The organism is Pseudomonas sp. CFII64 (assembly GCF_000416235.1).
In the GTDB taxonomy this organism is placed as follows: Bacteria; Pseudomonadota; Gammaproteobacteria; order Pseudomonadales; family Pseudomonadaceae; genus Aquipseudomonas.
The window spans coordinates 15,426-36,774 of record NZ_ATLO01000011.1; the positions used below are offsets into that span (position 1 = coordinate 15,426).

20 protein-coding genes and 1 tRNA gene are annotated in these 21,349 nt (G+C 58.5%); 5 read left to right on the top strand and 16 right to left on the bottom strand.

Features of this window, described 5'->3' with window-relative positions; genetic code table 11:
- Window positions 1-10 precede the first annotated feature (10 nt).
- Genes CFII64_RS06985 through CFII64_RS06995 form a run of 3 tightly spaced genes read left to right on the top strand, consistent with a single transcriptional unit; the run spans window position 11 to window position 3,998 of the window.
- Window positions 11-1,285 (top strand): c-type cytochrome, encoded by a 1,275-nt coding sequence (locus CFII64_RS06985; RefSeq protein ID WP_020290085.1) that lies wholly within the window; start codon window positions 11-13, stop codon window positions 1,283-1,285.
- Complete coding sequence (locus CFII64_RS06990; protein ID WP_020290086.1) at window positions 1,282-1,746, top strand: (2Fe-2S)-binding protein; 465 nt, start codon at window positions 1,282-1,284, stop codon at window positions 1,744-1,746. The genes CFII64_RS06985 and CFII64_RS06990 overlap by 4 nt, the downstream gene beginning before the upstream one ends.
- Entirely contained in the window at window positions 1,743-3,998 is a 2,256-nt protein-coding gene (locus CFII64_RS06995) for a molybdopterin cofactor-binding domain-containing protein (RefSeq protein ID WP_020290087.1), read from the top strand. Before CFII64_RS06990 ends, CFII64_RS06995 begins: the two co-directional genes overlap by 4 nt.
- Window positions 3,999-4,058: 60 nt before the next feature.
- On the opposite strand, the gene CFII64_RS07000 is transcribed toward CFII64_RS06995, so the two are convergent.
- Genes CFII64_RS07000 through CFII64_RS07010 form a run of 3 tightly spaced genes read right to left on the bottom strand, consistent with a single transcriptional unit; the run spans window position 4,059 to window position 7,607 of the window.
- A complete protein-coding gene (locus CFII64_RS07000; RefSeq protein ID WP_020290088.1) occupies window positions 4,059-5,288 on the bottom strand; it encodes a nucleoside permease in 1,230 nt (409 codons plus the stop codon).
- 58 nt (window positions 5,289-5,346) lie between these two features.
- A complete protein-coding gene (locus CFII64_RS07005) occupies window positions 5,347-6,426 on the bottom strand; it encodes a sugar phosphate isomerase/epimerase (RefSeq protein WP_020290089.1) in 1,080 nt (359 codons plus the stop codon).
- Between the two features lie 14 nt (window positions 6,427-6,440).
- Window positions 6,441-7,607, bottom strand: coding sequence for a Gfo/Idh/MocA family protein (locus CFII64_RS07010; RefSeq protein ID WP_044901226.1), 1,167 nt, complete (start codon window positions 7,605-7,607; stop codon window positions 6,441-6,443).
- Between the two features lie 188 nt (window positions 7,608-7,795).
- Here CFII64_RS07010 and CFII64_RS07015 point away from each other — a divergent pair, with 188 nt between their 5' ends.
- The gene (locus tag CFII64_RS07015) at window positions 7,796-8,800 is read left to right on the top strand and encodes a LacI family DNA-binding transcriptional regulator (protein WP_020290091.1); all 1,005 of its coding nucleotides are present in this window, start codon (window positions 7,796-7,798) and stop codon (window positions 8,798-8,800) included.
- 13 nt (window positions 8,801-8,813) lie between these two features.
- Here the strand turns inward: CFII64_RS07015 and CFII64_RS07020 are convergent, their stop codons facing one another.
- The gene (locus CFII64_RS07020; protein WP_020290092.1) at window positions 8,814-9,314 is read right to left on the bottom strand and encodes a heme-degrading domain-containing protein; all 501 of its coding nucleotides are present in this window, start codon (window positions 9,312-9,314) and stop codon (window positions 8,814-8,816) included.
- Window positions 9,315-9,423: 109 nt separating this feature from the next.
- Here CFII64_RS07020 and CFII64_RS29245 point away from each other — a divergent pair, with 109 nt between their 5' ends.
- Window positions 9,424-9,576, top strand: a complete 153-nt coding sequence (locus CFII64_RS29245) for a DUF2986 domain-containing protein (protein WP_020290093.1) — start codon at window positions 9,424-9,426, stop codon at window positions 9,574-9,576.
- A 19-nt stretch (window positions 9,577-9,595) separates the two neighbouring features.
- Here CFII64_RS29245 and CFII64_RS07025 read toward each other — a convergent pair whose 3' ends face one another.
- The 12 genes from CFII64_RS07025 to thrS form a co-directional block, all read right to left on the bottom strand.
- Window positions 9,596-11,632: an LTA synthase family protein gene (locus CFII64_RS07025; RefSeq protein ID WP_020290094.1), complete on the bottom strand. Its 2,037-nt coding sequence runs from the start codon at window positions 11,630-11,632 to the stop codon at window positions 9,596-9,598.
- Between the two features lie 32 nt (window positions 11,633-11,664).
- A complete protein-coding gene (locus CFII64_RS07030) occupies window positions 11,665-12,279 on the bottom strand; it encodes a hypothetical protein (protein WP_020290095.1) in 615 nt (204 codons plus the stop codon).
- Window positions 12,276-13,574 (bottom strand): exo-alpha-sialidase, encoded by a 1,299-nt coding sequence (locus tag CFII64_RS07035; protein ID WP_020290096.1) that lies wholly within the window; start codon window positions 13,572-13,574, stop codon window positions 12,276-12,278. Before CFII64_RS07035 ends, CFII64_RS07030 begins: the two co-directional genes overlap by 4 nt.
- A 278-nt stretch (window positions 13,575-13,852) precedes the next feature.
- A tRNA-Pro gene (locus CFII64_RS07040) sits at window positions 13,853-13,929 on the bottom strand.
- Window positions 13,930-14,016: 87 nt separating this feature from the next.
- Window positions 14,017-14,373: a MerR family transcriptional regulator gene (locus CFII64_RS07045; RefSeq protein WP_020290097.1), complete on the bottom strand. Its 357-nt coding sequence runs from the start codon at window positions 14,371-14,373 to the stop codon at window positions 14,017-14,019.
- Window positions 14,354-14,656: an integration host factor subunit alpha gene (ihfA, locus tag CFII64_RS07050; RefSeq protein ID WP_002553164.1), complete on the bottom strand. Its 303-nt coding sequence runs from the start codon at window positions 14,654-14,656 to the stop codon at window positions 14,354-14,356. The genes CFII64_RS07045 and ihfA overlap by 20 nt, the downstream gene beginning before the upstream one ends.
- Window positions 14,657-14,659: 3 nt before the next feature.
- On the bottom strand, window positions 14,660-17,038 hold the full coding sequence (pheT, locus tag CFII64_RS07055) for a phenylalanine--tRNA ligase subunit beta (protein ID WP_020290098.1): 2,379 nt from the start codon (window positions 17,036-17,038) through the stop codon (window positions 14,660-14,662).
- Window positions 17,039-17,064: 26 nt separating this feature from the next.
- Window positions 17,065-18,081: a phenylalanine--tRNA ligase subunit alpha gene (gene pheS / locus CFII64_RS07060; RefSeq protein WP_020290099.1), complete on the bottom strand. Its 1,017-nt coding sequence runs from the start codon at window positions 18,079-18,081 to the stop codon at window positions 17,065-17,067.
- A 107-nt stretch (window positions 18,082-18,188) separates the two neighbouring features.
- Window positions 18,189-18,545 (bottom strand): 50S ribosomal protein L20, encoded by a 357-nt coding sequence (gene rplT / locus CFII64_RS07065; protein ID WP_007905879.1) that lies wholly within the window; start codon window positions 18,543-18,545, stop codon window positions 18,189-18,191.
- A 30-nt stretch (window positions 18,546-18,575) separates the two neighbouring features.
- Window positions 18,576-18,770 carry a 50S ribosomal protein L35 gene (gene rpmI / locus CFII64_RS07070; protein ID WP_003442181.1) on the bottom strand — a complete coding sequence of 65 codons (195 nt, stop codon included), beginning with the start codon at window positions 18,768-18,770 and terminating at the stop codon, window positions 18,576-18,578.
- A 60-nt stretch (window positions 18,771-18,830) separates the two neighbouring features.
- Complete coding sequence (infC, locus tag CFII64_RS07075; protein ID WP_170826312.1) at window positions 18,831-19,382, bottom strand: translation initiation factor IF-3; 552 nt, start codon at window positions 19,380-19,382, stop codon at window positions 18,831-18,833.
- On the bottom strand, window positions 19,382-21,304 hold the full coding sequence (thrS, locus tag CFII64_RS07080; protein WP_020290101.1) for a threonine--tRNA ligase: 1,923 nt from the start codon (window positions 21,302-21,304) through the stop codon (window positions 19,382-19,384). Before thrS ends, infC begins: the two co-directional genes overlap by 1 nt.
- Window positions 21,305-21,349: the final 45 nt, after the last annotated feature.

Genomic DNA, 21,349 nt, shown 5'->3' on the forward strand with positions numbered 1-21,349 from the left:
AGGTAAGGCGATGAAGCGCAAGACGATCATCGGTGCCGTACTGGCGATGGGTGTCGTGGGAATAGGGTTCGCATTCTGGATGATGTGGAGGCCGGAAATTGCCGCTGTCAGCCAGCCTCAGAGTGCGGGCCGCGATACCCTGGACAGAGGCCGACAGATTGTCGAAGCGGGAGACTGCGCGGTCTGCCACACGCGGCCAGGGGGCGCGTATATGGCGGGCGGCTTACCGCTGAAAACGCCGTTCGGAACGCTCTTCACCACCAATATCACCCCGGACCGGGATACCGGTATCGGTGCATGGTCGCTGGAAGCGTTTGAACGGGCCATGCGTCAAGGCATCGCGCGAGACGGGCATTTTCTCTATCCCGCCTTCCCCTACGTGCATTACCGAAAGATGGGCGATGCCGATATCGCGGATGCCTATGCCTTCCTGATGAGCGTGGACCCGGTCAACTACACCGCACCTGAAAACCATATGGTGTTCCCCATGAATTTCCGTGCGCTGGTGTCTTTCTGGAACCTGCTGTTCCTGCATGGGGATCCGCTGGAACCACTGCCCAACCGCTCGGCGCAATGGAACCGCGGACGCTATCTGGTCGAGGGCCCCGGACACTGCTCATCCTGCCATTCGCCTCTGAACCTGATTGGCGGGGAAAAAAGCAGCGAACTGTTTACTGGCGGTATCGTGGACGGCTGGACGGCCCCTGCCCTGCGCGGAATGACCGATGCGCAACAGCCTTGGAATGAAAGCCAGTTGGTCGCCTATCTGACGGGTGAGGTCGCTGCAGAACACGGCGCAGCGGCAGGCCCGATGTTGCCGGTCAGCCTGAGCATCGCGCAGTTGCCGGCGCAAGACGCCCAAGCCATTGCGCACTACATTCTTGACCTCAAGAAAACCTCATCGGATGCGAAACCGCCGCCCTGCGCCCCTGAGCCCAGGCGCACGGAAAAGGCACTTCTGGGCGCCTCGTTGTTCGACGGAGCATGCGCGAGCTGCCACGGCAGCGCCGCACCCATGCGGGCCATTGAAGCAAGGCCTGCTCTGGCCAATACCTCGGCGGTGACAGCGGACTCGCCGCGTAATTTGATCAAGACCATCGTGCAGGGCATTCCGATGTCCACCGCCGCACCCAGCCACTACATGCCTGCCTTCGCCGATAGCCTGGACGATGCCCACGTAGCCGCGATTGCCGAATATTTGCGCAACGAGAGCTGTGGCAACAGACCCTGGACGGACCTGGACAAGACAATCAAGAGCATTCGGGCTCAGGAGCAACAACCGTGATCACACTCGACATAAACGGCAAGACTCATGAGCTGGACATCCCGCAGGACATGCCGCTGCTATATGCCTTGCGCAATCAGGTGGGGCTCAATGGCGCCAAGTACGGCTGCGGTTTGGGTCAATGCGGTGCTTGCACGGTTTTAGTGAACGACAAACCGGTATTTTCATGCCTGACACCGTGCGGTGCGCTGGAGGGCAAATCAGTGCGTACGGTGGAGAGCCTGGGCAGCGCCGATCAACCGGGGCCGTTGCAAAAAGCCTTTATCGACGAACAGGCGGCGCAGTGCGGTTATTGCATCGCGGGGATGATCGTACGGGCGCAGGCTTTGTTGGAGGCCAACCCTCATCCGGATGATGAAACGATCCGGCGCCACATGGCGCCCAACTTGTGCCGTTGCGGCACTCATGTGCGGATCCTCGCTGCTATCAAGTCGGTCATCGCGCAAGGGGCCAAGGTATGAAAACCGCAACGCAAAACGTCAATCTGAGCCGCCGCGCCTTTGTGATAAACGGCGCGTTGGTGATGGGTTTCGCGATGCTCCCGGGTATTCCGCGCGCCCTCGCTGACACCGAGGTGGACACCTTGGGCACGGAAATCCTGGCACCTGATCTGCCCGGCAGCCTGCGGGCCACCCCCTATCTGGACGCCTGGATCCGCATCGATGCGAAAGATGGCATCACCGTCTACACCGGCAAAGTGGAACTGGGCACCGGTGTCAAAACTGCGCTCCTGCAGATCGCCGCCGAACGCCTGGAGGTGCCCCCAACGCTCATCCGTTTTCTCACCGCCGACACCGCGCTGACACCCAATGAAGGTTACACCGCCGGCAGTCATACGATCGTCGACAGTGGTACCGCGCTTTTCAATGCGGCGGCCCAGGTGCGTCAGCTGTTACTCGAGTCCGCGGCACGGCAATGGCAGAGCAACATTGACAGCCTGACCACGCGAGACGCCGTGATCTACGATGCGCCAGGCCGCAGCATGACCTACGCACAAGCGGTTGTCGGGGTTCAACTGCATCGCTTCGCATCGGTCAGCTCCCCTTTCAAACCAGCCGACAGCTTCACCCTGATCGGCACATCATTGCCTCGTCTGGATATTCCAGCCAAAGTCAGCGGCGGTGCGGCCTATGTGCAGGACATGCGCCTGCCCGAGATGCTGCATACCCGTGTGATACGTCCGCCCCGGCGCGGCAGTCAGTTGCTGGCCATCGACGAGGGCGCCGTCAAAAAACTCCCCGGAGTGGTGAAACTGGTCCGCAACGGCAGCTATCTCGCCGTGGTCGCTACCGATGAATGGCTGGCGGTCAAAGCGATGCGCGAAGGCTACGCCACTGCCCGCTGGACAGAAGGTAATCCGCTGCCCGACTCAAGCCATATCCATCAACTCCTCACCGAGCTGCCAGCACGGCACTACCCGGTCAGCGCCAAGGGCAACCTCGCGCAACAGGCGCCTCGCGCCTATAAAGCTCGGGTGACCAAGCAATACCTCATGCACGGTTCAATCGGGCCGTCCTGTGCAGTGGCCTGGTTCCAGGAGGGGACACTGACCGTCTGGACCCACACTCAAGGAGTCTATCCTCTGCGCTCGGGGATCGCCGAGATGGTCGGTCTGCCCGTGGCTCAGGTGCGTTGCATCCACGCCGAAGGCTCCGGTTGCTATGGTCACAACGGCGCGGATGACGCCGCTGCCGATGCCGCGCTGATCGCCATGGCCATACCTGGCAAGCCCATACGGGTGCAGTGGATGCGCGAACAGGAAAATCTCTGGGAGCCCTACAGCTCGGCGATGCTTGCCGAAGTGGAAGCGGACCTGGACAACAGCGGGCGCCTGCGCGACTGGAAATACGAAATCTGGAGTACCCCGCACAACGAACGCATCGTCAATGCCGGGCGTTTGCTACCGGCGTGGCTGTTAGCCAGACCCTTCACCCCTGCCCCCTCGGTCCCGATTGCCCAACCTGAGGGGGACGGCGACCGTAACGCGGTTCCGCTGTATGAAATCCCCAACCTGAAGGTCGATCTGAATTTCGTTCTGACCATGCCATTCAGAACCTCGGCCATGCGCTCGCTCGGTGCCCATATCAACGTGTTCGCCATCGAGAGCACGGTCGATGAACTGGCAGCGCAGGCCGCCGTGGACCCGGTGCAATTTCGCCTGAATCACTTGAGCGACCCGCGCGCACGTGCGGTTGTGGAACGTGTGGCCAGCGCCTTCGGTTGGCCGCAAAAGGCAACAGGCCCCGGCAGCGGAATCGGCTTCGCCTTCGCTCGCTATAAAAACATCATGGGTTACTGCGCGATCGCTGTGCAGTTGCATGTGCAGCGCCAGACCGGACAAGTGACAATTGATCGGGTAGTTACTGCGGTCGATGTGGGGCAGATTGTCAGCCCCGACGGCCTGCTCAATCAGATCCAGGGCGGCATTGTGCAGTCCGCCAGCTGGACGCTCTATGAACGTATCCTCTATGACGCCAAGGGCATGCACAGCTTCGATTGGAGCGGCTATCCGATCATGCGTTTTCCCGAGTTGCCGGAACAGGTCGAGGTGCACATGATTGATCAGCCAGGGCAGCCGTTTCTTGGAGCGGCAGAAATCGTCCAGGGGCCCATGGCCGCGGCGCTGGGTAACGCCATCAGCGATGCCACTGGCAAGCGTCTGCTGGACCTGCCGCTAGCACGCCGCGGCTGGCAAAATACGCCGGGATCATGAACGATCCCGGCCCGCATCAACGGCTCGTGCGGTAACTGTTCCTCGGTCCAAGCAAATCGATCAGTGAGTCGATTGCGCGACCGGCTGGCGACCCTGGAACGCCAGGGAAAAACAGAAAAAAATCGCCAGGGCGAACGCTGCCGGAAACAACCAGATGCTTTTCCAGTCATGGCCTTGAGTCAAAACGTAATGATCGGTCACCTTCCCGGCGACCCAGAAGCCGATCAACATGCCCAACCCGTAGGTAGCCAGCGTGATCAGGCCCTGAGCCGAACTTCTGAAGCGTTCCGAGGCTTTGGCGTCCGTGTAGATCTGGCCTGAAACGAAGAAGAAGTCGTAGCAAATGCCGTGCAGCGCGATGCCGGTGAACAGCATGAACACCAGATCAGCATTGTTGCCATAGGCGAACAACAGGTAGCGCAAGGCCCACGCCAGCATGCCGACCAAAAGCGCGATCTTGATGCCGAAACGCTGAATGAACAGCGGCAGAAGCAGCATGAACAGCACTTCGGAGACCTGACCGATGGCCATTTTCGCGGTAGGGTTTGCCACGCCGATTTCCGCCAGAAACGGATTGGCATTCTGGTAATAAAACGCCAGCGGAATGCAGATCAGGATCGAGGCGATGAAAAACACCAGATAGCTGCGGTCTTTCAGCAAACCCAAGGCGTCCAGCCCGAGCATTTGTTTGAGGCCGCCGCTGCCCGATTCAGGTGGTAGAGGTGCGGTGCGCGGCAACGTAAAGCTGTAGATGCCCAGCGCAAGTGACGCAATCGCCGACATCAAAAAGGTATTGCGCAGCCCACCCGAGGAAATCGCAGCCTGGGAGTCCCAGGCAAACACGAAGCTGATCACCACGCCGGCCACGATCCAACCGATGGTGCCCCACACCCGTATGCGGGAAAACTCCAGTGCAGGGTCGCTCATCTGCCGGAACGCCACTGAATTCACCAGGGCCAGGGTCGGCATGTAGATAATCATGTAGGCCAGGACAAACGGATAAAACGCGCTGAAGTCCGGCGCGCGGTAGAGCTGGTACAACAAGACGGCGCCAATCAGATGCAGCACCGCAAGGATGCGCTCGGCATTGAAGAAACGGTCGGCGATCAGCCCAATCACGAAAGGCGCAATGATTGCGCCCCAGGACTGTGTGGAGAACGCCATGCCGATCTGCCCGCCGCTGGCGCCCAGGTTACTGGCAAGGAATGTACCGAGGGTGACGAACCATCCGCCCCAGATAAAAAACTGCAGGAACATCATTGCGCTCAATCGCGCGGTCATCGTGGTCATAACAGTTACCTTTTTATTGTTTTTTTGGTGGGAGCGAGCGGCAAGGCAAAGGCGCTATTCAGGCGTCGGGCAACCCCAGCAGGCGTCGATTGAAACCTTGGTCGGACGCCACGCTGGCGAAATCATCGAAGGCTTTTCGGGTCTTGCTGATCATGTGGTTCTCGATGAATGCCGCCCCTTCTGCTGCGCCCTGCGCGGAGTCCTTCAGGCAACACTCCCACTCCAGCACGGCCCAGCCTGTGAAGTCGTATTGGGTCAGTTTGCTGAAGATTGATTTGAAATCGATCTGGCCATCGCCCAGAGAACGAAAGCGTCCTGGCCGCTCGACCCAGCCCTGATAACCGCCATAGACACCCGAGCGAGCATCAGGCCGAAACTCGGCGTCCTTGACGTGGAACATGCGGATACGCTCGTGATAGCGATCGATGAAGCCGAGGTAATCCATTTGTTGCAGGAGTAGATGACTCGGGTCATAGAGGATGGCCGCGCGTGGATGATGATCGACCGCGTCCAGGAAGCGCTCGAACGAGGCGCCGTCGTGCAGGTCTTCGCCAGGATGGATCTCATAGCAGAGGTCGACACCGGCTTGCTCGAAGCAGTCAAGAATCGGCAGCCAACGCTTGGCCAGCTCGGCAAAACCTTGCTCGACCAAGCCGCTCGGCCGCTGCGGCCAAGGGTAGATGTAGGGCCAGAGCAATGCGCCGGAAAACGTCGCGTGGGCGGTTAAACCCAGGCGCTGACTGGCACGCGCGGCGAGCTTCAACTGCTCGATGGCCCATTCGGTGCGCGCCTGGGGCTGACCACGCAAATGGACCGGTGCAAAATCATCGAAGAGCTGGTCAAACGCCGGATGCACCGCCACCAACTGACCCTGCAAGTGGGTCGACAACTCACTGATTTCCACGCCGGCGTGGGCGCAGACCGCTTTCAGTTCGTCGCAGTAATCCTGGCTTTCGGCGGCGCGTTTCAGGTCGATGAACGGGCCGAGGGTCGGCAGCTGGATGGCTTTGTAGCCTTGCGATGCCGCCCATTGGGCAATGTTGGCCAAGCTATCGAAAGGCGCTTCTGCGGACATGAACTGGGCGAGGAAAATCCCCGGCCCACGTACGCCGGTAGCGGCTTGGGGAGTGTCGTTCATACAAGTCTCCAGAGTCATGGGGTGCACGCCAGTTCGGTCCATTTCGCGTCGCCGCGATGGTTGGCGATGACGGCCTCGATAAAGGCCATGCCGCGCAGACCGACCGTGATGCCGGGTACACCGGGGGCATCGTGACCCGCCACGTCGCCACGAATGGCGCTGGCAAGATCGCCGTAAAGATTGGCCATGGCTTCGAGATAGCCTTCCGGGTGCCCGGCGGGCAAGCGCATGCGTCGGCTGGCCGCTTCACACAACCAGGGCTGGCCCACACCGGAGCGCAAGACGCGCATGGGTTGATCGAGGGCGCGGTGGATCAGGCTGGCGGGTTCTTCCTGCCGCCACTCCAGGCCGCCCTTGTCGCCGTAAACACGGATTTTCAGCGGATTTTCTTCGCCTGCGCAGACCTGGCTGGCAATCAGCACGCCGCTGGCACCCTCGGCCATCTTGAACAACATCGAGGCGTCATCGTCCAGCTGACGCCCGGCAACGTGCACGCCCAACAAGGCGCACAGTTGCTGGATGGGCTGATCGGCGACGAACTCGGCCAGAGAAAAGGCATGAGTACCGATATCCCCAATGCAGCCGCCCGCCCCGGACAACTCCGGTTGATCACGCCAACTGGCCTGCTTGTTGCCCTGCCCGGCCACGTCCTGGCTGAGCCAGCCTTGGGGATATTCGACGATCACCTTGCGCACCGCGCCAATCACGCCGCTGCGCAGCATCTCCCGCGCCTGCCAGACCATCGGATAACCCAGGTAGGTGTGCGCCAGGCCGTAGATACGGTTACTGCGCTCAACCACCTCTTTGAGGGCGAGCAATTCGGCCAGATTCAGCGCTGCAGGTTTCTCGCTGAACACATGGAAACCCGCACTTAGCGCCCGACTGGCCACCGGCGCGTGCAAATGATTGGGGGTGACGATCACCACCAGCTCCATGCGCTGCTCGGCGGGCAACACACCCTCGGCGTCGAGCATGTGCTGCCAGTCGCTGTAGCAGCGCGAAGCCGGCAAGCCAAGCGCCGTGCCAGTGTTCTGATTGTTTTGCGCATCGCGACTGAACGCGCCGCAGACCAGCTCGAAACGCCCGTCGAGCCCGGCCGCCTGACGGTGGGCTGCGCCGATAAAGGCGCCCTCGCCACCACCCACGAATCCGATTCTTATTTTTGGTACTGCAACGTTCATCGCAATTGTTCTCTGTGTGAGGCGGTTTCCGGATTACAAATGCTTTAGATGTAACCGGTTACATCAAGATGGAAATCTAGCCCCGGTTGTGCGAGGTGTCAAACCCCGGATTAAAATTCACAGACATTTCAGGGCATGCCCGACCTGCGGTAAGCTCGCCGACCGCGCTGTTCGATAACGAGGTGGTCTTGTCCAATATCCGTGAAGTAGCCCGGCTTGCCGGCGTTTCGGTGGCCACGGTGTCCAGAACACTGAAGTCGCCTGAGCGCGTGCTGCCCAATACCCGGGACAAGGTCAACGCTGCCGTGGAAAAGGCCGGTTACCGGCCGAACCTGATGGCCGTGCAATTTCGCTCGCGTCGAACCGGGAATCTGGTAATTCTGGTGCCGGCCATCGCCAACGTGTTTTTCGCCCGCGTGATCAGTGGCGCGCAGCAAGCCGCACAGGCCGCCGGGTATCGCCTGCTGCTGTGCGACACCCAGGGCCGCGAGGAAGTCGAACGGGAATTCGCCGAGCTGGTTTATGCCCATCAAGCCGATGGTGTGATCCAGCTGCGCGCCTATGACCCGTTTGCCGCGCCCTTTCCCACCGCCGAGTTGCCGCCCATCGTCAATGCCTGCGAGGTGATTCAAGGTGGCCGCCATCCGACGATCAGCCTCGATAATCGCGCCGCCGCCAAGGCCATGACCGAACATCTGATTGAACTGGGCCATCGGCGCATTGGCCTGATCAAGGGCCCGAAAAGCAGCCCGTTGACCCGTGATCGAGTGGCGGGCTATCAGGATGCATTGCAGCAGGCCGCAATCACCTGCGATCCCGCGCTGATCTGTCACGGCGATTTCACCTTGCAGGCGGGTCTGGATGGCGCGGCAGCGATGCTCAACCTGCCCGACAGTCCCACCGCGCTTTTTTGTGAGAACGATGAGATGGCCATCGGCGCGCTGAAACAGATCAAAAGTCAGGGCTTGCGGGTGCCCGAGGATGTTTCATTGGTGGGGTTCGACGACATCCCCTTTGCGGCGTACTGCGACCCGCCGCTGACGACCATCGCCCAACCCGCCGAAGCCTTCGGCCGCAAAGCCGTTGAGATGCTGATCGCCTTGATCGAGAAGCAACCGCTTGCCCAGCGTCATGTGGTGCTGCCGTTTGAGTTGGCATTGCGCAGTAGCACGGCAGCCCCGGCCGACCGGTAAGATTCGCGTAGCGCTAGGGTTGCAACGCCACATCCGCCAGATCGACACCGCACATTGCCGCCAAGACCTGCACCACCAGAATGTGATCCTCGCGCTGCGGCAGCCCGGACACCGTGACGACGCCAATAAAGTCCCCATCTGTCAGTTTCAGCGGGAAGCTGCCGCCATGGCAGGCATAGTCTCGCGGCGGCAAACCCATCAAGACCTCAAACGCGACACCCTCCTCGTCGGCTGCCAAACCGACGCCATAGGAACTGCGGCTCATCATCTCCACGACGTTTCGCTTGCGACGTGCCCAGTCGGCATTTTGCGCAGCGGTGCCGGTCATCGAATAGAAAAATACGGTTTCCCGACCGAGCCGGATTTCAATGGTCGTGGACACGTCCGCTTCCTCGCTGGCGATTTTCAAACGCTGCCCGAGGTCCCACGCCGCGCTCTTGTCGAACGCCCGGAAGCGCAGCACCTGTTCCTGATACGCGATACGTTGAAGGTCTTCCTGGCGTTTCGTGTTCATCTGCTAACCCCGTTCCGAATGGCGGACGTCCAAGAGATTCCATCTCGATGTTTCTGGCGGCGCATTGTAACCTGACGTCATTCAGGAACTTACAAGCCGGGTAGAAGATATGAACCGTCGCAAAAAGATACAACAGCTATTGAAGGCTCATGCCAAAAAGGCCAGCGCCAAACTGGCACCGGCGGGCAAGTCCAAATACGTGAGTAAAGCTGACCGCTTGAAACTGGCCGCTGAATCCGGTCACGACGAGATCATTTCCTGACCCCGGCAACCTCCACAGCTCACTTGCGCACGTTCTGATACAGCATCAGCCGCGAGGTTTCGTGCATGCCGCGCGTCAGCTCGGACAGGCGCTTGAACTCGCTCGGGTTTTGCGCGGAGACGTCATCCAGTGGCGTCGGTGATGCCAGGTCGTGCAACGTTGGCGAGCTGCCATCGTGCTGCATCTGCACCATGTAGTGTTGCGTGACACCGGCGATCAGCGGGAAGGTCCCTTCACGCAAGACCAGCGGCACCACACGCTCACCTTCAGGCGCAGGCTGCTGAATGTCGCGCCCCAGACCGCTGTTGCGGAACTCAAGGCCAGCCATCCCCGCAACCGTAGGCAGCAAATCCACCAGACCGACCGCTTCCTTGACGTTGCGTACTCCCAGCAAAGCGGGCGCGTGGATGATCATCGGCACTGCGTTGCTTTCCAGACCCAGTAGCTCGTAAGCCGGCGCCAGGAACGGGATCTGCGCGATACGTGTGTTGTGGTCGCCAAACAATACGAAGATGGTGTTCTCGTAGTACCCGCCCTTTTTGGCGATTTCCATCAAGCGCCCGATGTTGAAATCCAGCAGGCGCACGGCGTTGTACTGCTCGACACTGCGCGAGCCTGCCGCCTGCACTTCAGCCAGGGTCGGATGCTTGACCTCAAACCCGTCGTTGGTTTTGGGAATCGTGAACGGCCGGTGATTGCCAGCCGTCTGCACATACGCAAAAAACGGTTTGTCCTTGGGCAGCGCTTGCAGAATCTGGTCGGTTTCCTTGAACAGGTCCAGATCTGAAATACCCCAGACATCCACCACCGGGGACTTCCAGTCGCGCTCCTCAAACAGACGCACGCCATCGATGCTTTGCCGGATCAGGGCATTCATGTTCGCCCAGCCGGAATTACCGCCAATGGTGTAGATCTTCTCGTAGCCAGTGAAGGCATTGATCAGTGTGTGCTGGCGGGTAATGAGCGGGTTACGCGTGGCCGTCTCCTGACGAGTAACGTCCGGCACCCCGGAAATGCTCGCCCAGACGGTTTTCGCGGTGCCCGTCACCGGCACGTAGAAATGCTCGAAGAACCAGCTTTGGCTGGCCAGTCGATCAATGTTCGGCGTCGGGTTGATCGGGTTGCCATACGCGCCAACCGCGCTGGTGCCCAGGGACTCAAGCATGACGAACATCACGTTCGGTGGCCGGCCGCCGGGTACTTTGTAGGGCTGCGGCGCCTGATGCCGCACGAAGTCGAGGGTTTGCGCATCCGGCTTGTCGACGCCCAGATACTTGGCCATCACCGGGTAATGTTCACGCACCTGCGCTTCGTCGTAACGAGACTGGCCGACCTTGACCGTGTCGTAGAGGAAAATCACCGGATTCAGACCCAGTGCAGCAATCTGATTGTTGCCGGAGAAAAACGCATCGCTCCAGCGCAGCGGCACCGGATTTTCAAGGTTCATGTTTTCGACGCGGCCCAGAATGCCCATCAGCACCAACACCACCATCAGCGCACCGCCCCAGGTCGCGGACAATGGATGAATGATCCTGCGGGGCCGATCCAGAGTGAGGCGTTCGAGCCTCACCAGGATCAGCGTCATCAGTGCGACTGTCAGCAGCCATCCCAGGGAAATCCAGATGACCGGGTAGGTTTGCCAGACCATGTCGCGGGAAATCTGCGCATCTTCCAGAAAACGCAAAACGGTGGCGTTGATTCTCACGCCCAGGTACGCGTAATGGCCCAGGTCGATGATGTAGATCAGCAGGATGATGCCCAGGGCTGCGCACAGATAACCTCGCGCCAGCCAGCGCAGCGCACGGCTGCCGAGCAGGTTCCAGCGAGGTATGTAGGCCAGCACTGCCACCGGCAGCATGACCAGGATGGCCAGGCGCAAGTCGAAACGTAAGCCGATGCCCAGGGTTTCCAGGACTGCGCTCTGGTCGCTCAAGGCTTGAGCGTCGAAGCCGGAAAAACCCAGGAAAAACACCATCCTCAGCACAGCGAACAGCGCAAATAAAAGTACTGTTGCGCCTAGCCAATAATGCAAGCGTCTCGCGTGCAACCAACCCATTCCTGCTCCCCTGTTAAATAATGTCGTGAAGCTCAAGTTGTCTCGCCAGCAAGCGCCGGAGCGCGAGAGCGTCTGACGCGGCTATACACCCAGAGCGCGCCACGCATCAGCAATGCCATGCAGCAGAACAGACCGAGCAGCGGATCAACCAGATAGTCCCAGTAATTTTGCGAAGGCTTTATCCCGACATTGAAGGCCAGCGTTGCGCTGGCGAGCATCACCACAGCCAGGCCGTTGCGCAGGTAAAACAGGCCCAGCGTAAGCGCTGCAAAAACCATCAGCATGGGACGCGGGCTATAGCCAAAGCGATAAGGGTCCAGATGACTCAAACCCAGGGTTGCCGGGTACAGCACCAGCGCCATCACGGCAAAAATGATCAATACGCCGGTAACAGAGCGACGCGCGGGCGGCAGTAACTCCAGCTTGCGCAAACATCCCCACAGCATCAACACCATTGACGTGGTGGCAAGGTCATCAATGTAGCTGCGCAGATAGGTTGCCAACGACAAACCGTCCAGCACGATGAAACTGCATGCCAGCAGAGCAAACAGCACAACGACGCGCAGGGGCTTGTTCAGGCCGAACGAAGGCAGCAGCAAAAAGATCAGCATGGCGAAACTGACGTGGGCCTGCCACAGGTTGATCAATTGATACGCTCGGAAAGCCATGCATCGTTGAAGGTAACGTGCTTGATGAAGGTGTTATTCCAGGAATAAACCACGTGATACATCCCGTCGGGGCTGCGGATGAAATACGGATATTCATATTCGAATTCACACCCGCGCGTGGTGCACACCCGTGTGTCGAGATTGCTCAGGAACTTTGCCTCAAGCGGCAGACGCACCGCCCCGCTGGAGCCTCGAAATTGATCACCGATGATTTCCTTGTAGGCTTCAGGTGAAAACGGATTGCCCTCCGGATCGGGGGATTTGTCCAGGTCGCGCAGCGATCGCCAGTCATCCATTTTCGCGTCGGTGCCGTAAAGGCTCAGTTTGAAACGGCCGTCCCGCAGGTCGTTGAGCGCGACCAGCAGGCCGTGCTCGGGCGTGACAATGGCCGCCAGTGAAGAATTTGGATTGGACGGGGCAAGCGGATAAGGCTCACTCCAGGTTTGCCCAGCGTCTTCGGTGCGGGTTGCCAGCACGCGGTGGTGAATGTTCCCGGCGTAACGCAGCAGGGCGATACCACGCTGCCCATCCAGCGGAACCACGGTGGGTTGCAGCGAATTGTTACCGTGACTGATACGGAATTTGTCGATCACGTCGCCGTCGGCGCTGAGGTACAGGTATTCAGCAAACTTGCCGAGAAACTCGTGGTAAACCGGCAAGCCAATGGAGCCGTCCGCATGAAACACCGGGGCCGAGCGCACCAGCGTGCTGATGTTCAAGAAAGGTGAAGTAATCAGCTGGCGCGGTTCGGACCATTGTCGACCGAAGTCGTCCGACACCATCACGTTGACGGCGCTGCCCGCCCAGCCGCCCATGGACACCGACACGTAGAACAGCCACAAGCGGTTGTCCGGCGCCAGTGCGACCACCGGATTGCCCAACTTGCGAATGTATTTTTGCGTACCGCGCTGGGTCGAATCCCGCGTCGCCAACACCTGCTCAGCCCCCCACTCGCCGGAGCCTGCATCAAAACGCGCAGAACGAACCTCGACATCTGCCGCGCCTTCGCGCGAACCTGCAAACCAGACCGTCATCAGGCTGCCGTCCGGCAAGGCGGTGACCGCCGAGGAATGCACGAAATCCACCAGCCCGGACGAAGCGAAGCGGCTGGTGTAGATGGGCTTGGCAACCTGGCCCGCCACCGCCAGCACCGGATTCATCAGGGCAAAGGAGGAGTGGATGTTGCCGGGGTGGGTGAACCACGCGGCGGCAAAAAGGCAGGTCAGTGCGAAGTAGACACCGAGGGCCGGGAAACTGGGAATATTGACGCGCATAAGTGGATTCTGTGCATCTCGGGCCCGATCAAGCGCCGTAAGCTAACACTGGATGTTACAGACGCAGCGTTTAACTCGTCGATTATATGTAAGCAATTGTTTTCGGTGCGGGCTAGAGGTGTCGCAGGCCTTTAAGCGGGCTGTTTTTCGACAAGCAGCAATTCTGTAATTCCCCGCTCTGCCAAGAACCTCTCGGTATACGCCGGGCTATGTGAAGCGATTTTCAGACATGAAAAAGCCCAACCTTTTCAGGTTGGGCCAAGTCAATGATAAATAAATGGTCGGGACGGAGTGATTCGAACACTCGACCCCTTGCACCCCATGCAAGTGCGCTACCGGGCTGCGCTACGCCCCGACTAGGCGTGTATCAGCTTCGCTCTGTGCGAAAACTTCGAGGAATATACCCTAAGCTTTTGAATTATGGAAGTATCCTGGAAGGTGGCTAGTTAGCCAGAACCACCAATACATCTTCCAGCTCGGCAATCATTTGCCGCAACAATTGCTTGTACTGCTGAGAGTCATCTTCAGTGTCACCGTTGGTCATCCGCAAGCGGGCACCACCGATGGTGAAGCCTTGCTCGTAGAGCAAACCGCGAATCTGGCGAATCATCAGCACATCCTCGCGCTGATAATACCGACGGTTTCCGCGGCGCTTGACCGGGTTGAGCTGAGGAAACTCCTGCTCCCAATAGCGCAAAACGTGCGGTTTTACCGCGCAGAGCTCGCTGACCTCACCGATGGTGAAGTAACGTTTGCCTGGAATGGGCGGTAGCTCGTCGTTATGACTTGGTTCCAGCATAAGCCTCAACTCGGGCCTTCAACTTCTGCCCCGGACGGAAAGTAACCACACGGCGAGCCGTAATCGGAATTTCTTCCCCGGTCTTTGGATTTCGACCAGGCCGCTGGCGTTTATCGCGCAGGTCGAAATTGCCGAATCCGGACAATTTCACCTGCTCGTTATCTTCCAGAGCGTGCCTGATTTCCTCAAAGAACAGCTCAACCAATTCCTTGGCTTCTCGTTTATTCAGGCCCAGCTCTTCGTACAGACGTTCGGCCATCTCAGCTTTCGTCAGAGCCCCCATACGCTACTTCCTTAACGTGGCGTTTAACCGTTCCTCGAGAGAGGTGAGGATTTTATGCGTCGCCGCATTTACCTCATCGTCATTAAGAGTGCGCGATGGATGCTGCCAGGTCAAGCCGACTGCAAGGCTTTTTCTATGCGGATCAATGCCTTTACCTTGGTAAACGTCAAATAACCTGAGGTCTGTGAGCCATTCGCCTGCATTTTCTCGAATAACGTCAAGAACTGCGCTGGCTGCGACGCCCTCATCCGCCAGCAATGCCAGGTCACGACGCACTTCAGGAAAGCGCGATAACTCCTGGAATTTTGGCATTTTTCCGAGTGCTACTTCAGTCAGAACCAGCTCGAAAACGAAGACCGGACGATCAAGGCCGAGGGTTTTCGACAATTCAGGATGGATGGCGCCAACATAGCCCACTTCGCGACCATCACGCTCGATGCGCGCAGTCTGCCCAGGGTGCAATGCTGGGTGTTTACCCGGCACGAATGAGAACGAATCCAGTGCACCGGCAAAACCGAGCACTGCTTCAACATCTGCCTTGACGTCGAAGAAGTCGACCACGTCGCGGCCCTGCGCCCAGCCTTCCGGCAGACGGCTGCCGCAGACGACACCGGCGAGCATCGGCTCTTGTTTCAAACCTTGCAGCTGACCGACAAAACGCAGACCGCTTTCGAACAAACGAACCCGATCCTGTTGGCGATTGAGGTTGTGCTGCAGGGACTTGACCAGACCCGGCCACAGCGAAGCACGCATCGCCGCCATGTCGTTGGAGATCGGATTGGCCAGCAACAGTGGCTCGACGCCGGGGCTGAACAATTCGAATTGCTTCGGATCAATAAAGCTGTAAGTGATCGCTTCCTGATAACCACGGGCCACCAGCAGACGACGTAGTTCAGGCAGATCGCTGCGCGCTTCAGCCTTGGCCTGCGGAGCCAGACGTGCTTGCGGGTAGCGAACCGGCAGGCGGTTGTAGCCGTAAAGACGCGCCAGTTCTTCGATCAGGTCGACTTCAAGCGAGATATCAAAGCGATGGCTCGGTACTTCGACCTGCCACTGCCCGGCGACTTCTGACGAAATTTCCAGACCCAACCCGGTCAGCAGACGCTCGACTTCTGTCGAGTCCATTGGCATGCCCAGCATTTGTTCAATGCGATCAGCACGCAATGTTACCGGGGCAATCGACGGCAAGTCTTGCTCGCTGACCGCTTCGATGACCGGCCCGGCTTCACCACCGGTGATTTCCAGCAGCAGGCCGGTGGCGCGCTCCATGGCCTTGCGAGCCAATTGCCAGTCCACGCCACGCTCGTAGCGGTGCGAAGCATCAGTGTGCAGGCCATAGGAACGGGCCTTGCCAGCGACGGCGATCTGATCGAAAAACGCGCTTTCAAGGAAGATGTCGCGAGTCTTGGCGGAAACACCACTGTGTTCGCCCCCCATCACACCAGCAATGGCCAACGCACGCTGATGGTCAGCGATGACCAAGGTGTCGGCACGCAGACTGACTTCCTGGCCATCCAGCAGAACGAGCTTCTCGCCCTCCTCCGCCATGCGCACACGAATGCCGCCATTGATTTCAGCCAGGTCGAACGCGTGCAGCGGCTGACCCAGTTCGAGCATGACGTAATTGGTGATATCGACTGCCGCGTCGATGCTGCGCACGTCTGAACGACGCAGGCGCTCAATCATCCACAGCGGAGTCGGGCGGGACAGGTCGACGTTGCGAATTACCCGACCCAGGTAACGCGGGCAAGCGTCTGGTGCCAGCACTTCCACCGAGCGCACTTCATCGTGAACCACGGCAACCGGCGCAACCTGAGGCACGGTGACTTGAGCGGCATAAAGCGCACCGACTTCACGAGCCAGACCGGCCACGGACAGGCAATCGCCACGGTTCGGGGTCAGGTCGACTTCGATACTGGCATCGTCCAGTTCGAGGTAGACACGGATATCCTCACCCACCGGGGCGTCGGCAGGCAGCTCCATCAGGCCGTCATTGCCCTCGCCCACTTGCAGCTCGGACTGGGAGCACAACATGCCGTTGGATTCAACGCCGCGCAGTTTGGCCTTCTTGATCTTGAAGTCGCCGGGTAATTCGGCGCCGATCATGGCAAACGGAATTTTCAGGCCCGCACGCACATTTGGCGCACCGCAGACTACCTGAAAGGTTTCCGAACCGTTGCTGACCTGGCAAACGCGCAGTTTGTCGGCATCGGGGTGTTGTTCGGTGCTCAGCACTTCGCCGACGATCACGCCGCTGAATACACCAGCAGCCTGCGTGACGCTATCGACTTCGAGGCCGGCCATCGACAGACGAGCAACCAGCTCGTCGCGGGAAACTTGCGGGCTTACCCAGCCACGCAACCATTGTTCACTGAATTTCATCCTGCTCTCCTAAAGATTCGTTACGACTAGCGAAATTGCGCGAGGAACCGCAAGTCGTTATCGAAGAACAGACGCAAGTCGTTCACGCCGTAACGCAGCATGGCCAGACGCTCAACGCCCATGCCGAAGGCAAAGCCCGAGAACTCTTCCGGATCAATGCCGGACATGCGCAGCACGTTCGGATGAACCATGCCGCAACCCATGACTTCCAGCCAGCCGGTCTGCTTGCAGACGCGGCAGCCTTTACCGCTGCACATCACGCATTCCATATCGACTTCAGCGGATGGCTCGGTGAACGGGAAGTACGAAGGGCGGAAACGCACCGCCAGCTCTTTTTCGAAGAACACGCGCAGGAACTCTTCGATGGTGCCTTTCAGGTCAGCGAAGTTGATGTCGCGATCGACCAGCAGGCCTTCGACCTGATGGAACATCGGCGAATGGGTGATATCAGAGTCGCTACGGTACACACGGCCTGGACAGACGATGCGGATCGGCGGCTTCTGCGCTTCCATGGTGCGGACCTGAACCGGCGAGGTATGGGTGCGCAACAGCATGTTCGCGTTGAAATAGAAGGTGTCATGCATCGAACGGGCCGGGTGATGGCCTGGGATGTTGAGCGCTTCGAAGTTGTGGTAATCGTCTTCCACCTCAGGGCCTTCGGCGATGCCGTAGCCAATGTGGGTGAAGAATTGTTCGATACGTTCCAGAGTACGGGTAACGGGATGCAGACCACCGGAGGTCTGTCCGCGGCCAGGCAGGGTCACGTCAATGGACTCGGCGGCGAGTCTGGCAGCAAGATCCGCCTCCTCGAACGACGCCTTGCGGGCATTGAGAACCTCTGTGACACGCTCCTTGGCAACGTTGATCAGCGCGCCGACTTGCGGGCGCTCTTCGGCCGGCAGACTTCCCAGGGTCTTCATCACCTGAGTCAGCTCACCTTTTTTGCCAAGGTAGTGGACCCGGATTTGCTCCAGGGCATTGATATCTTCGGCGCTATGCACAGCCTCAAGTGCTTGAGAGACCAGCGCGTCCAGGTTTTCCATGTACAGACTCCAGATACGAAATAGGGGAAGAGCTTAAAAGGCTCTTCCCCTATTTATGACGTTTAACACCGAACCCCAGAAGCTGGGGCCCGGTGATTGTCGGGGACTTAGGCCAAGGTGGCTTTAGCTTTCTCGACAATCGCAGCAAACGCCGCTTTTTCGTTCACTGCCAGATCAGCCAGAACCTTACGGTCGATCTCGATGGACGCTTTTTTCAGGCCGGCGATGAAACGGCTGTAGGACAGACCGTTGATACGTGCACCAGCGTTGATACGAGCGATCCACAGAGCGCGGAACTGACGTTTTTTCTGACGACGGTCACGGTAGGCGTATTGGCCTGCCTTGATTACCGCTTGCTTGGCAACACGGAATACGCGTGAACGCGCGCCGTAGTAGCCTTTAGCAAGTTTCAGAATTTTTTTGTGACGCTTACGGGCAATGACGCCACGCTTTACACGAGCCATGAGTTACTTCCTCTATTCTTGATCAAAAAATCAGCAAAGGCGCAGCATGCGCTTGACTTTTGCAACGTCAGACGGATGCAGCAAGCTGCTACCGCGCAGTTGACGCTTACGCTTAGTCGACATTTTGGTCAGAATGTGGCTCTTGAAAGCGTGTTTGTGCTTGATGCCGTTAGCAGTTTTCAAAAACCGCTTAGCTGCACCACTTTTAGTCTTCATCTTTGGCATGTTCGGATACTCCGCATTCAGTTGATAAACATAACCATAAGGCCTGCCGTGCCCTGGTGGTTATTTCTTCTTTTTCGGGGCGATGACCATAATAAGCTGGCGTCCTTCCATCTTAGGATGCTGCTCCACGGCGCCGTATTCGAGCAGGTCAGCTTCAACCCGCTTCAACAGCTCCATGCCCAGCTCCTGGTGGGCCATCTCACGGCCGCGGAATCGCAAGGATACCTTGGCCCTGTCCCCATCACTCAGGAAACGTACCAGGTTGCGCAGTTTTACCTGGTAATCCCCTTCCTCCGTCCCTGGACGAAACTTGATTTCTTTAACCTGGATCTGCTTCTGGTTTTTCTTGGCAGCGGCAACCTGTTTCTTCTTCTCGAAGATCGATTTGCCGTAGTCCATCAGCTTGCAGACAGGTGGTACTGCATCGGCGGAAATTTCCACCAGATCCAGTTTGGCCTCTTCAGCCTTAAGAAGCGCGTCTTCAATTGACACAATCCCAAGCTGCTCACCCTCAGCCCCAATTAAACGAACCTCACGTGCCGAGATATTCTCGTTGATCGGGGCCTTCGGTGCAGCTCGTTTATCTTGTCTCATTTCACGCTTAATAGTAATTACTCCGAATCATGGCGACCACGCCGGGAAACCGCTTGTGCGAGGAACTCAGCGAATTGGGCGACCGGCATCGAGCCAAGGTCAGCACCTTCACGTGTACGCACAGCGACAGTTTGCATTTCGACTTCCCGATCTCCGATAACCAAAAGATAAGGAACCTTGAGCAAAGTATGCTCGCGGATTTTAAAGCCGATCTTTTCATTTCTCAAGTCGGACTTGGCACGAAACCCGCTTTCAGACAGAGTTTTTTCTACTTCAAGGGCAAAATCTGCCTGTTTGTCAGTGATATTCATGATCACTGCTTGAGTAGGAGCCAGCCAGGCCGGAAATGCACCTTCGTAATGCTCGATCAAAATCCCGATGAAACGCTCGAAGGATCCGAGAATTGCACGGTGCAACATGACCGGATGCTTGCGATTGTTATCTTCCGAGACGTACTCGGCACCCAACCGGATAGGCAGGTTGAAATCGAGCTGCAATGTACCGCATTGCCACACACGACCGAGACAATCTTTCAACGAAAATTCGATTTTCGGACCGTAGAACGCACCTTCACCCGGTTGCAGGTCGTAAGGCAGGCCCGCGCTGTCCAGTGCCGCGGCCAATGCGCTCTCGGCGCGATCCCAGAGATCATCGGAACCGACACGCTTTTCCGGGCGAGTCGAGAGCTTGAGCTCGATGTCCTTGAAGCCGAAGTCCGCATACACGTCCAGGGTCAGCTTGATGAACGCCGCCGACTCGGCCTGCATCTGCTCTTCCGTACAGAAGATGTGGGCGTCGTCCTGGGTGAAGGCGCGCACGCGCATGATGCCGTGCAGCGCACCGGATGGCTCGTTACGGTGGCAGGCACCAAACTCGGCCAGACGCAGCGGCAACTCGCGGTAGCTCTTCAGGCCCTGATTGAACACCTGCACGTGGCATGGGCAGTTCATAGGCTTGATGGCGTAATCACGGTTCTCGGACTCAGTGGTGAACATGTTCTCGGCGTAGTTGGCCCAGTGTCCGGACTTCTCCCACAGGGAGCGATCAACCACCTGCGGAGTCTTGATCTCCAGATAGCCATTCTCGCGCTGCACTTTGCGCATGTATTGCTCAAGCACTTGATACAGCGTCCAGCCTTGCGGGTGCCAGAACACCATGCCCGGCGCTTCTTCCTGGGTATGGAACAGCCCAAGGCGCTTGCCGATCTTGCGGTGATCGCGTTTTTCGGCTTCTTCAATGCGCTGGATATAAGCAGCCAGTTGTTTCTTGTCAGCCCATGCCGTGCCATAGACACGCTGCAGCTGCTCGTTCTTCGCGTCGCCGCGCCAGTAGGCGCCGGACAGCTTGGTCAGCTTGAACGATTTGAGGAAACGCGTGTTCGGCACGTGCGGACCGCGGCACATGTCGACGTATTCTTCGTGATAGTACAAGCCCATGGTCTGCTGCTCGGGCATGTCTTCGACCAGTCGCAGCTTGTAGTCTTCGTGACGGGCAGTGAACACCTCGATCACTTCGGCACGCGGTGTGACCTTCTTGATGACGTCGTAGTCTTTTTCGATCAATTGTTGCATGCGCTGCTCGATCGCCGCCATGTCGTCAGGCGTGAACGGGCGCTCGTAGGCAATATCGTAATAGAAGCCGTCATCGATAACCGGGCCAATCACCATTCTGGCGGTCGGATACAGCTGCTTGACTGCGTGGCCGACAAGGTGAGCGCAGGAGTGGCGGATAATCTCCAGGCCTTCCTGATCCTTGGGCGTGATGATTTGCAGCGTTGCGTCGTTTTCGATCAGATCACTGGCGTCGACCAGTTGACCGTCAACCTTGCCGGCAACGGTGGCCTTGGCAAGACCTGCGCCAATGGAAAGCGCAACCTCGGCTACGGAAACCGGGTGATCGAAAGAACGTTGACTGCCATCGGGAAGAGTAATGGTGGGCATGGCGCCTCCTCTCCTAGTGGTGACCCCTACCAAAGGTCACGTGGG